General features: G+C 33.0%; 8 protein-coding genes. 2 read left to right on the top strand and 6 right to left on the bottom strand.

Features of this window, described 5'->3' with window-relative positions; genetic code table 11:
• Window positions 1-73 precede the first annotated feature (73 nt).
• Window positions 74-2176: a hypothetical protein gene (locus tag ACXAG4_RS13600; protein WP_475296630.1), complete on the bottom strand. Its 2103-nt coding sequence runs from the start codon at window positions 2174-2176 to the stop codon at window positions 74-76.
• 237 nt (window positions 2177-2413) lie between these two features.
• Here ACXAG4_RS13600 and ppgK point away from each other — a divergent pair, with 237 nt between their 5' ends.
• Complete coding sequence (ppgK, locus tag ACXAG4_RS13595; RefSeq protein ID WP_475296629.1) at window positions 2414-3163, top strand: polyphosphate--glucose phosphotransferase; 750 nt, start codon at window positions 2414-2416, stop codon at window positions 3161-3163.
• A gap of 128 nt (window positions 3164-3291) precedes the next feature.
• On the opposite strand, the gene ACXAG4_RS13590 is transcribed toward ppgK, so the two are convergent.
• The 5 genes from ACXAG4_RS13590 to nrfH all read right to left on the bottom strand — a co-directional run bounded on the left by ACXAG4_RS13590 (window position 3292) and on the right by nrfH (window position 10834).
• On the bottom strand, window positions 3292-4425 hold the full coding sequence (locus ACXAG4_RS13590; protein ID WP_475296628.1) for a LamG domain-containing protein: 1134 nt from the start codon (window positions 4423-4425) through the stop codon (window positions 3292-3294).
• 130 nt (window positions 4426-4555) lie between these two features.
• On the bottom strand, window positions 4556-5338 hold the full coding sequence (locus tag ACXAG4_RS13585; RefSeq protein WP_475296627.1) for a carbonic anhydrase: 783 nt from the start codon (window positions 5336-5338) through the stop codon (window positions 4556-4558).
• A gap of 108 nt (window positions 5339-5446) precedes the next feature.
• On the bottom strand, window positions 5447-8611 hold the full coding sequence (locus ACXAG4_RS13580) for a cytochrome c biogenesis protein (protein WP_475296626.1): 3165 nt from the start codon (window positions 8609-8611) through the stop codon (window positions 5447-5449).
• 91 nt (window positions 8612-8702) lie between these two features.
• The gene (gene nrfA / locus ACXAG4_RS13575) at window positions 8703-10202 is read right to left on the bottom strand and encodes an ammonia-forming cytochrome c nitrite reductase (RefSeq protein ID WP_475296625.1); all 1500 of its coding nucleotides are present in this window, start codon (window positions 10200-10202) and stop codon (window positions 8703-8705) included.
• A 32-nt stretch (window positions 10203-10234) separates the two neighbouring features.
• Complete coding sequence (gene nrfH, locus ACXAG4_RS13570; RefSeq protein ID WP_475296624.1) at window positions 10235-10834, bottom strand: cytochrome c nitrite reductase small subunit; 600 nt, start codon at window positions 10832-10834, stop codon at window positions 10235-10237.
• Between the two features lie 224 nt (window positions 10835-11058).
• Between nrfH and acs the strand changes: the two genes are divergently transcribed.
• Window positions 11059-12966 carry an acetate--CoA ligase gene (acs, locus tag ACXAG4_RS13565; protein WP_475296623.1) on the top strand — a complete coding sequence of 636 codons (1908 nt, stop codon included), beginning with the start codon at window positions 11059-11061 and terminating at the stop codon, window positions 12964-12966.
• The last annotated feature ends 4 nt before the right edge of the window (window positions 12967-12970 follow it).

Here is a 12970-nt window from a genome sequence, read left to right as displayed (position 1 = left end):
TCAAGGATGGTTTATAAAATTAGGCGATAAAAAGCGATTACTTAAAGCTATTGTTAGCTACAGTTTATTTTGGTTATTTTCCTATTTTCTTTTTCTCTATTATTTCATTTATAAGTATTAGCAATTTAGAAACAAATTTATCTCCTTTTGGTGTAATTAAATAAAGTTCTTTTTTGAGTCTTTTACTAGCTTCTATATCTTGTTTAACAAACCCTCTTTCTAATAATTTATGAAGTGTTGAACTTACTGTGGTTGTACTTTTGTCTAAAGCATTTGAAATTATCTCCTTGCTAACTGTTTTATTAATCGTTTTTAAATAATCTAAAATTTGAAACTCATAAAAAGAGAATTTTTTTAGTTGAGCTTGTTCAATTGATTTTAATTGCTCTTTTATTTCAGTATTAGAAACAGTCAATTCACAAATTGAAATACGTCCTTCTTCTAAACAGTTAGGGCATTTCATCTTAAATAATTTTAAATTTTCTAACATTTCGTATGGAAATTCATGATTCTCACTGCATTTAATTATTTGTGTTTTATTAAAATAATCAGCAATAAGAACATTCATGTTAAATCTTGAATGAGAAAAATATTTAAGTAATTTGTCATTATAAGCCCTTGCAAAATTTAAATTATGCCTTTTAGATAATCCATAATCCAGTGAATAAATTATAGATAACTCGCTTGTGTTATCTATAACGTTATTATATGTTGTGATAAAACCGTTTAGCTCTAAATTATCCAAAAGATTTGAAATTGATTTATTGACAGTAAAATGATTTGTTGGTTTTCCTTTTACCCTAGCTCTATTAGCAGAAGATGAATTGATCTTTTGACGTTGAATTATTCTATTTAAAAGCTCAAACTGATGCTCATTAGAAATTTTATCAGAAAAAGGTCTGGAGACGAATTGATTTGCGATAAAATATTTTAAAGTAACATCTGTATAATAACGCTGAGCAGCATTCTCAATAGCTACTTTACTGATTTTTTGATTATGAATTAAACAGGATTCATAGCAATAAGATAGGATATACCCAATTTTTCTTGGAATATTGAATGAAACACTAAAAAGTAAATCTATAAGTTCAGGTTCATTAATATCAAAGAACCTTTCCCAATGATTATTCGGAAAAAAAAGATTAAGTCTTTTTTTTATTAATCGACTAGTATAATCTAAAGCTAATGATTCCATTTTAGAAATATTAGTTTTATTTTCAAAGGAATAAAACGCATCAAAAAAATCTAATGATATTTCGTCTATTTTTGAATTATCAAGCTTACCATAATAAAACCTATGTGGGTATACAGCTATTTTAAACTTTACAAAGTCATCAGATTGATTGTCTAACGGGGTTATAAACCAGTCCATAAATATTTTTTGTGCATCTTCGTCAATTTCAGAATAGTCATCAAGAAAAATGTATAAATGGTCTATTTTAAGAATGTTTCTAATTTTTATCAGACTATTAATTAGGCTTTTTTTTATGTCAAGATATTTAACTAAAGTCTGCTCAAACTCTGACTTTATAGTCTGTTCAGATGTTGAATTTAATGAAACATCAAGATTTGGTGTTTTTGCAATACTCAAATTTACTTTTCCAGATTTATCTTGTTTGTCTTCATTAATTTTTTTGAAAGTGTTGACTAATGAAATATCGACATTTTTAATCACATCTTTTATTGAAGTCTCTATTAAATCTAATTCTTTATTAATAAAATCAATTTGTTCAAGATCAAAACCTAATATTTTTTTTAAAATTGATCCTTTAACAAAATCGTCTAACCTATTTCTGGTTTCCAAAATTATCTCTTTTACAAGATTACTGTATAGCAAATACTTGTGAAAGTCTATACTAAGCTCTTGAGCTTCCTTTGGAATCTCTGGTGTAGAATTATCAAATAAAGATTTAACATCTATATATATAGAAATACATTTTTTATTCGATACTAAATCTTTTTGTGACTTTTGAAATATCGTTGATTTACCAGTACCTTTTCTGCCAACTAATAAAGTGGTTCTTGGCAGGTTTAACTTATTAATTATTCCGTTGTTTGGGAGCAGGTCTGTATAAATATCATCTATGTTTTTATCTTCTATAAAATCTTCAATTCTGGTTTTTCTAACAAGTTTGAGAGACTCTGAAAAGTCTAAAAATTTTTGATTGTCATTCATTTATTAGTGTTTATTTTAAATGTTATACAACGTCAAGCTATAAATCATTCCAAAAACCAAAAAACTCAGTATTCATAAAATAATTTAAGCCCAACACGTATGTTATACAGTTTTTAAAATTAATAAACAGATAATAAGTATTACATATAAAGAAAGAAAAGTTTTAAACAAAGTTGTTATTATTAACGTCCAATTTACTTTTCTTATTTTTGTGGTCATTTTAAAACTACAAATACAATGAATGTTCTAGGAATAGATATTGGTGGCTCTGGTATGAAAGGCGCTATTGTAAACACCATTACTGGCGAAATGCTTACTGAACGCTACAGAATACCCACACCAAAACATAAAAAACCAGATGAAATGGCAAAGGTTTTTAATGATATTGTTACGCATTTTAATTATAATGGTCCGGTGGGTGTTGGGTTTCCGTCTATTATAAAGCATGGTGTTTGTATGGCGCCCGGTAATTTGCATAAAACTTGGGTTGGTACTAATGCTAAAGCCCTTTTTACAAAAGTTTCTGGTTTGCCTGTTACGGTTGTTAATGATGCTGATGCTGCTGGGTATGCAGTAATGAATTACGGTATTGGTAAAGACAAACAAGGTTTGGTTTTAATTATTACCATTGGTACAGGTTTGGGTAGTGGCGCTTTTTTTAATGGCGAATTGTTACCTAATTTTGAGCTTGGGCAAATACCATACAAAAGGTACAAGAAAATTGAAACATACGCTTCAAACAGAGCTAAAGAACTTAATAATCTTAGCTTTAAAAAATGGGGTAAACGTTTTAATAAGTTTTTAGAACTTGTTGAAACTATTACATGCCCAGATATGATTATTTTAGGTGGTGGTAGTGCTACAGATTTTGATAAATACCATAAACAAATAAAAATACAAACGCCTGTTATACCTGCAGAATTGGGTAATTATGCCGGTATTATTGGTGCTGCTGCTGCGGCTTTACATGAGGCACCAAAAGATTAATTTTTAGTGTTTGTAAATTGAAGATACAACATTGAAAATGCCTTAACAAGTAACAATTTATGTTATTACTTGTTAAGGCATTTATTTTGGTTTTATGTTGAAACTAATACTTTTTAATATAAAAGCAATTAGTTTACAGGTTTAAAAACCCTAAACCAATCTACTTTCATGGTGTTTTTTTCAGGGTTATTTAAATCTTCATCACTGGGTGTTCTGCCTGCTTTTACATGCCAATCTTGAGATTCAATATTAATAATTATGTTTAAGGGCTTTGTAAAACCTTTACCACCTTGATATTCAAAAGGATCAATAATACTTACTTGTGATGCGTTGTTGGCTTTTTCTAATTCTTCAAACGCGTAATAATCTAAGCTACTAAATGAAGTAATTTTTTGTTTACCGTATTGCTTATCTAGTTTACCATTGGTCATGGTTGGGTAGCCGTATTCCCATTTACCATTTACTTTGGTTGCTAAAGCTTTGTTGTATAAAACGCGTACCAATTCACCATCAATAAAATACTCAAAATGCACAGGACTTTTCCAGTAAACAGCGGTTTTAACGTATTTTCTATCACCATTATTCCAACAGTAATCTCCCCAAGATGCCACTCCTTTTCTTTTATACCATGCACCGTTATCACGCGGTTGGTAATCTGTAAATGGTTTTCTTATAAATGAGTGATGACTTATATGAATAGATTTTGCAAAATGGGCATTGCCTTGGCCAGCACCACCGTAGCACTCCATAATATCTATTTCTTGGGTAGCATCAGGACTTAATAGCCAAACATCAGAGGCCAACGTAATATTGGCAACACTACTTTTAGATTCTATAAAAACAGGGTATTTAACTTGTACGGTTGATGTGATGCAACCTGCACTAACACCGCCATTTGGTTTGTTCATTTTATTAAACTTAAACGCTTTTGGCGCAGCTTCGTCTTTTCCTTTCCAGCGCGATGCTTTTAAAATTAAGTCGTTACCATCAACGGTTACATGGTTGTATTTCCAATAGGTGGTTCCTGGGCCATCCCATTTGCTTTGGTAAAAATTATACCATTTGTTATCGCCAAAGTTGGTTTTTTTGTTTTGTGGCTTAAAGGTGTAATTAAAATCATCTGAAACATCTTCTTGAAATTCCCAAGTAGTGCAATCTTGTAAATGTTTTGGTAATGGCATTGTTTCAATATTTTCAGTTTGTGCAAACACATTACCCAAACCAAAAACAAGCCAAATGATACATAGTTTGTAAATAGTCATTTTGTTTAAGTTTTGTTCAAAACAAACTTAAATATTAGGTGTTAAGCATCAAATATTTAGTATTAGACTAAAACTATACAGCGGTTTTAGTTGTAAAACAAATGTTTAAATACCTATAACAAAATGAGTTTTAATAATTAAACTGTACGCTGCGGTTGTTTAATGCTTGCTCATTACGGTAGTTGTTTACAGGCATGTTGTTTTTTAGTTTTAAAACCTCTTCAACAGATAAAATTATAGGGTGTTTAAATACTACCCAATTTACATTTTCGGTACACGGTGGCGTTGTTAATGAGCCGCCATAAGTGTAATACTCTTGTGAGTGTTCAAATAAATATTCTAAACTTAATTGCTGGTGTATGGTTTTGGTTTCGCCATTTTTTAGTGGTAAAAAGCTTTCTAAAAATTCAAATAGTTGACTTTCATCGCCTTCTTCACCTAAAATACCAAGTACCGTTATTTGGCCATTTTTATTTACGTGTACTAAGTGAATTTCAATGGGGTAAATAACACCATTAATTTTATGCTCTGAGGGTTCATGAAAATGAATTTGTTTTAAAAAATAGGTGTCGTTTTTATAATAAATAGAATCTCCAGCTTCAAAATTAAATTGAATGGAGTGCCCATTGTTTTCAACTTTTTCAATGTATGTTGATGGAGAATAGTGAATTTTTAAATCTGAAGCGCCTTGTACAGAATCGGCTTGCTTATGAATTATATTTATGGGCGATTGGTGGTTGCCATCACAATCGGAATTTTTTTCAATTTCTGCCCAATGAATAGGTGCTGTTTCACCAGCATAACTCCAGTGTTTTTCATGATTATGTTTAGCGGTTGTTTGGTGTTTTTTATGGTTACAAGCAGTTAATTGTACTAATGTGATAACTACTAAAAATGTTAAAATAGCTTTCATTTGAAGTATACTTTATAGGTTAAATGTACCTCAAAAGTAGTTTCAAAATAAGATGTAAAACCTAATATTTATCAGTTTATGACAGTAAATATATAAAGTTATTAACTATTACGTTTTAGCTGTTTGTTGTTTCTTTTTAAAGGCTACTAAAATGGTAATAATAACCATGCATATAAAAATAACATATACAAATTTAGGCACAGGTACAGAGTCTCCAGCTGCATAACTATGTAAGCCAGAGAGGTAGTAATTAACCCCAAAAGATGTCATTATAATAGACCAAAACGCAAACATACTTGCTACATTTAAGGTGTAAAAGTTGTTTAATTTTGGCACAAAACGCAGGTGTAAAACTATGGCGTAAACTATAATGCTAATTAGTGCCCAAGTTTCTTTGGGGTCCCAGGCCCAATAGCGCCCCCAACTTTCATTAGCCCAAACACCACCTAAAAATGTGCCTATGGCTAATGTGAATAAGCCAATGGTCATTGATAGTTCGTTTATATACGTAAGTTCTTTTATTTTAAGTTCTATAATTTGTTTGGTTTTGGCTGTTTTAAATAGCATAAGTAATAAGGCCATTATACCTAAAACTGCCGATAGTGCTAATGGTGCATAACTACTAACAATAGTGGCTACGTGTACTTTTAACCAATATGATTTTAATACTGGCATAAGGTTAGTTATTTCGGGGTTTAACCAATCTAAATAACTTACAAAAAGTAAGGCACCACAAAATAGGGTAGAGAGCGGTAATGCAAAATCAGATTTTCTAAAAGCTATTAAACCGCTAAATAATAAACACCAAGCCACAAAAATGAGCATTTCATAACCATTACTCCATGGGGCATGTTGCGCAATATACCAACGTAAAATAATATTAAAGGTAAATAACAAAAAAGTAATTAGAGTTAATAAAACCAGCCCATTCCAGATAATATTAACCAGTTTTTTGTTATTAAACATTTTAACAATAGCCATTATTAACAGCACAAAACCAAGGGTGAAAAACACCTGAAACAACCAAAAGTTTATGTTGGCTTTGTTATACCAAAGTTCTGCTTCTACGCGTTGAGGTGTTGGAATAATATTAGCAGCAATTACATCTTGGTATTTTTTAATGTAGTTTATTTTTTGATAAGCTTCGTTATAATTTTTTAGGTTTATATCTTTAAAATAGGCGGGCAAAATGGTTTTGGCAAAACGTCCGTCTTCTTGTGTGAAATCTTCAAAATTATGGGTGTAACTAAACCATGTATTGTTTTCATCTTGTTTGTTAGGAAATATTTTTAAATAATTTCCGGTAAATAAGTTATAAAGAATATTAAAGCGTTCATCAATTTTTAAAACCTCTTTATCAAACTCATTTCGTTCGGCAGGTTTCTTTTTATTAGCATCTTCAACAGCTTCAGATAGTAAATATTGCCCATCTTTATTCAAAAAACTAATAAAAGCATATAAACCATTTTCTCCAGGAGAAATTGCATGAAGTAAATTGCCTGTTTTTTCAGTATCGGCCTTAATAATTGGTATGCGTTGCCAAACGCCAGAGGCCATGTGCATACCTAAAAATACCTGATTTACATCTAGCTTTACATTTTTGCCATTAACAGGGTATTTAAAGTATGATTTTCTAGAAATTTTTCTAATACATTCTGAAGCTAGTGTGTTTATAGGTTTTATACGGCCATCTAAATCTTGAACCAATAAACGCCCAAATAATTCGGCTTGTTGTTTGTCTATTTGTTGTGAAAGTACCAGTTTTTCAATAGAAACCTTCGGAATACTATCATTTGTTTTGGCGAATGATGTATTTGCAAAAAATAGGCCTAATAAAACAACAATACTAGCAATGGCTTTTGTTTTCAATTTTTTAAGTTTCTTGTTTATAATTTGAAAGCGTGATGTTTTTCCAAAGAATGTAAAACACATACCCAAACTCATTAAAAAATAGCCTAAATAGGTAACCCAAGTGCCAATACTATCATGATTTACTGAGAGCACAGTACCTTGCTCATCAGTATCATAACTTGCTTGAAAAAACCTGTAGCCTTTATGATCTAAAACGTTATTCATAAAAATTCTGTATGGTATTTGTGTATCGCCATCTAAAATCATGACTTCACTGGCATAGGCCGAAGGACTTGAAGAACCTGGATAACGTTCCAACTGAAAATCGTTTAATTTTAAAGCAAAAGGCATTTCAATGGCACCAGCGCCGTATGATAAAATTATCTGTAAATTGTCATTAAAATTGCTAATATGCTTGATGGGTAAAAAACCTTCGCGATAAAGTAAATTTGTTTCTTGCGTTGGTTCATTAGCAACTTTTACATCAACAACTAAAGCATCATCAAGGGTTTTGTCATTATCTATTTTTGAAAGCGCTGAACTTTTTAGTTTGAAGGTGCCATTTTTGTAATAATTGGTGGGAACAAATGAAAAATCACCAGCTCTAAAAAGGGTTTTTAAATTAATATTTTGAAGCGTGTCTTGAGCTATTTTTCCAGCCTGTTGGCTAGCCATAATAAAAAAATCTATGGCGTGTGGTGTTTTAATTTTGAAAGCACCACTATCTTCAAAAATATTGATAATATCGTTTCTGTTAGATTCAAAGCCAACCTCATGTTGGTGAGACCCAATACGTTCAATTTCGCCTTTTTGTAAATAAATAGTATTGCGCCCTTCACCCGATGTTACTACCATTTCAAGCAAAGGTTTACCGTTTAAGCTATCTTCAACAACTTCAGGTGATGCATCTGCAATGTATTTGTTGTATGAAATTGAAATTGGTTTGCCAGCAAAGGTTGTTTCAACTTCAAAATGATTATTTTTTAAAGGTGAAAAATTTAATTTTTTATGAATTGTTTTACTTTCTGAACCATTGGTAATGGTAGCAGTAAGCAATTTAGTATCTGAAATAATAACATTTGATGAAGCACCTTCGCGAATGCGAATAATACCTCCGTATGATGTGTACCTAGTAATGCCTGCGCCTAAAATTATTATTATAAAAGCTAAATGAAATAATAAAATAGCCCATTTTTGTTTTCTTAATAGTTTGTATTTAAAAATGTTTGCAATAAAGCTTAAAGCAAGCCCTAACATTACTATTTCAAACCACCACGCATCATAAATGCTGGCCCATGCAACTGCTGTACCATAATCATTTTCAACAAAGGTTGCCACAGCCATTGCTACTGCAAATACCAACAGTAACAAAAGGGCAAGACCCGATGATGAAAAGAATTTATAAATTGTTTTCATGCTCATACCTGTAATAAAATTTAAAAAAGATAATCTTTACCGTGAAAAGCACTTAAAAGATTATCTTTTTCGCTTAAGAATTAACTACTAACCACTGTTAATTTGCTGCCGAAACCTGTTGTTTGCTGCCATAATTTGCTTCTCGCTTTTCCGCCGCTTCCAACCATTTTGGTAACAAATTTTCTTTAAATTCTTGTTTTTCTTTTCTTAGTTTTTCCATGTCTAAACCAATGTATTCTTGTGCTTTTTCTTTTGTTGAAAGATCGGGCATTTCAACTGGTTTATTATGGCCTAATGTTGCTAATAATCTTGCTAATTTTACGCGTCCTTCAGTAGCTTTATCTAAACCACTGCTTAATACTCTACCAATTTCTACAGGCGAGTGGAACGACGCACCGTGCGATGCTGCAGCATAATCCCAACGCCATTGTGCGTGACGTATGTCCATTAAAATATCTTTCATTTGATCTTCGGTAGCACCCAAATCCCAGCATTTTTTTGCTTCAACATGCATTTTTACTAAAGCATCTTCAAGTTTTAAACGGCTTTCGGCTGCTTTTTGTTGGCGGTCATATACATTGGCTCTTAATTTTTCGGCTTCCTCACGGTGACATACTTGACAAGAGTTGGCTATGTTGTTAAGTGGCGATTGTATATGGTGATCTGTAAATTTTTGTCCACCTTCACTTTTATAAGGCATATGGCAATCTGCACATGAAACACCTCTATCTGCATGTACACCAGTTAAGTATGTTTCATAACCAGGGTGTTGTGCTTTAAGCATGGGCGCTTTACTTAGTTTGTGCGTCCAATCTTTAAAGTCCATGTCGTCATAATATTTTTCCATAGCTTCAACAGACATACCGTCTTTCCAAGGGAAGGTTAAATACGGCACGCCTTCTTTACCCGGTGTGTTTTTGTTAAAATAATATTCTACGTGGCACTGTGCACATACTAAAGAGCGCATTTCTTGGTGTGTAGCTTTATTAATGTCTTTACCCATACTTTCAAAAGCTTCAACTAAAGCCGGACGTGTAATGGTAAGTTTCATGGTTTTACTGTCATGACAATCTGCACAACCAATAGGATTTACAATTTCTTCGCCTTTATCGGCCCATTTTCCGCTGTAAAATTCAGCAATACCAATCTCGTTCATTAAACGTGGTACATCGGGCGATTTACAGGTCCAACAGGTAGCAGGCATAGGGCCATCGCCTGCGCCTTTAGGGCCACCGGTTCTTAATGTATTGTGAATATCTTCAACGGCATATTGGTGTCCGCGCCCTTGGTTATAATCTTTTGAAAACCCATAACCCGCCCAAAGAACTGCTAAACGGGTATCTTCTTCAAGCATATCGCGCATTGCGTTTCCGCCTTGGTATGTTGCAAAATCGGTTTGTTCGGTTTGTAAAAACGATTGATATTCAGCAGGGAAATTTTTACCCCATTCTTCGTTTCTGGGTTCATTTTCATTTATTTCAACCTGAGGAACATACTTGTATTTGGCTTCGTTTTTTCGGTTAACAATGCTAGAAGCTAAAAGTCCTAAAAGGAACACTACAACTACAGTTACTATAAATAATACTTTGTTTTTCATTGGTATATAATTTGCAAGTGCGCGTTAATTGTTTAATCTTTAATTTGTTTGTTTAGCCAACTAGGTATTACGGTGCTAACGGTATCAGTTGGTATTGGTGCAATGTTGTTGCGTATTGTAGAAATACCGTGCACGGTGCCGTGTGGTATTTCTTGGTGGCATTCCCAACATTTTCTATCGGTTCTACTTTCTTTATGGCCACTTAACCAGCCATCATATTTTACTTGTGTTACTTGTTGTACGTGGCACCTAATGCAATTACTTTGCACAACTTCTTGTGATGCTTCACGCATAAACATAACTTCAGGTTCCATACGTGCTGTAAAAACAGAGGCGTGAAAAAGGCCATCTTTTGCTTTAAAAAAATACTTATTAGCAACGTTATTGTGCGGCACGTGGCAATCATTACAATTGGCATATTCACGGTGAGAACTATGCATCCAGCTATTGTACATAGGCGTCATAACATGGCAGTTAACACAGGCCTGCGGATCATTAGACATATAGGAAACCAAGGATGCTTCTTTAGCCATAAAAAAGCCCAAACCAACTATAATACCTATAGAAACTACAGCAATAGTGCGCCATCTAGACTTTTTACTTGGAAGAATTTGTTTTTTCTTTAGGTTCAAGTTGTTTGTGTTTTAAGGTTAACAATCCTTTTTTATCATCGTTAGACAAAAGTAATATCCATGAAATTATTAAAAACTAACAATAGTCATGTTTTACTAAAATTATTAAAAAATTATGTAATTATTAAAGTATACTTTTAATTTAATTTTTCAAACGTATAATATTAAATAGGTTTTATATATTTAAAGTTGAAAATCAATAAAACTAAATACTATAAAATACCATGAGTAATTACCACATAAAACATTTAGAGGAATATTATCAGGTTTACCGAAAATCTGTTAGAGAACCAGAAAATTTTTGGGAAGAAATAGCTGAAGAACATTTTATGTGGCGAAAAAAATGGGATAAAGTTTTAAGTTGGGATTTTTCTAAACCCGAAGTTACATGGTTTGAAGGCGCACAATTAAACATTACCGAAAATTGTATAGACAGGCACTTGGCAACCCGTGGCAATAAAACAGCCATTTTATTTGAACCCAATAACCCCAATGAAGCCGCGTTACACATAAGCTATAAAGAACTTTATGAGCGCGTTAATAAGTTTGCAAATGTTTTAAAGGCCGAAGGTATAACCAAAGGCGATAGGGTGTGTATTTATTTACCAATGATTCCAGAATTGGCAGTGTCTGTATTAGCCTGTGCACGTATTGGCGCTATACATTCTGTGGTGTTTGCGGGGTTTTCTTCAACAGCATTGGCCACTAGAATTAACGATTCAGAATGTAAAATGGTAATAACCAGCGATGGCTCTTACCGTGGTGCAAAAACCATCAATTTAAAAGGTATTGTAGATGAAGCTTTAAAAGAATGCCCATGCGTTAAAACCGTATTAGTTGCTAAGCGTATTAACAGTGATATACACATGGAAAGCGGCAGAGATAAATGGTTGCAACCGTTACTAGATGAAGCATTGCCTATTTGCGCTCCAGAAATAATGCATGCTGAAGATCCGTTGTTTATTTTATATACATCAGGTTCTACCGGAAAACCAAAAGGCATGGTACATTCAACCGCAGGTTACATGGTATATACAGCTTACACGTTTAAAAATGTATTTCAATACAGAGAAAATGACGTGTATTGGTGTACTGCAGATATTGGTTGGATTACCGGCCACAGTTATATAGTTTATGGGCCTTTAACAAATGGTGCTACAACCGTTATGTTTGAAGGTGTGCCAAGTTATCCGGATTTTGGACGCTTTTGGGAAATTGTTGAAAAACACAAAATAAATCAGTTTTACACAGCACCAACTGCCATTAGAGCTTTGGCTAAACAAGGTGCTGAATTAGTAGAAAAATACAACCTATCTTCACTAAAAACGCTGGGTTCTGTGGGCGAACCTATTAATGAAGAAGCGTGGCATTGGTACAATGATAATATTGGTAAAAAGAAAAGCCCCATTGTTGATACTTGGTGGCAAACAGAAACAGGTGGTATTATGATTACCCCAATACCATTTGTAACACCAACAAAACCAACGTATGCTACTTTACCTTTTATAGGCATTCAGCCTGCTTTAATGGATGAAAATGGTAATGAAATTAAAGGCAACCAAGTAGATGGACGTTTGTGTATTAAATTTCCGTGGCCAAGTATGGCACGTACCATTTGGGGCAATCACCAGCGTTATAAAGACACCTATTTTTCTGCATTTGAAAATAAATATTTCACAGGCGATGGCGCCTTGCGTGATGAGGTTGGGTATTACCGCATTACTGGTAGGGTAGATGATGTCATTATTGTATCTGGCCATAATTTAGGAACCGCCCCAATTGAAGATGCCGTAAATGAGCATCCGGCGGTAGCAGAATCTGCCATTGTAGGTTTCCCTCATGATGTAAAAGGTAATGCGCTTTATGGTTATGTTATTTTAAAAGATACAGGCGAAAGTAGAGACCAGAATAACGTAAGAAACGAAATAAACCAAATAATAACAGAGCATATTGGCCCAATAGCAAAGTTAGATAAAATACAATTTACAAGCGGTTTACCAAAAACACGCTCGGGTAAAATTATGCGTCGTATTTTACGTAAAATAGCACATAAAGATACCTCTAATTTAGGAGATACTAGTACGCTTTTAAACCCCGAAGTAGTGCAAGATATTATTGATAATGCATTATAGTTAA

The organism is Seonamhaeicola sp. ABD4_175 (genome assembly GCF_056160885.1).
Note: the sequence above shows the minus strand (reverse complement) of the source record. Positions and strands in the feature narration are given on the sequence as shown.

Coding starts and splice junctions, on each gene's coding strand:
- ppgK (WP_475296629.1), top strand. CDS start 2,414: ATGAATGTTCTAGGAATAGATATTGGTGGCTCTGGTATGAAAGGCGCT.
- ACXAG4_RS13600 (WP_475296630.1), bottom strand. CDS start 2,176: ATGAATGACAATCAAAAATTTTTAGACTTTTCAGAGTCTCTCAAACTT.
- ACXAG4_RS13590 (WP_475296628.1), bottom strand. CDS start 4,425: ATGACTATTTACAAACTATGTATCATTTGGCTTGTTTTTGGTTTGGGT.
- acs (WP_475296623.1), top strand. CDS start 11,059: ATGAGTAATTACCACATAAAACATTTAGAGGAATATTATCAGGTTTAC.
- ACXAG4_RS13580 (WP_475296626.1), bottom strand. CDS start 8,611: ATGAGCATGAAAACAATTTATAAATTCTTTTCATCATCGGGTCTTGCC.
- ACXAG4_RS13585 (WP_475296627.1), bottom strand. CDS start 5,338: ATGAAAGCTATTTTAACATTTTTAGTAGTTATCACATTAGTACAATTA.
- nrfA (WP_475296625.1), bottom strand. CDS start 10,202: ATGAAAAACAAAGTATTATTTATAGTAACTGTAGTTGTAGTGTTCCTT.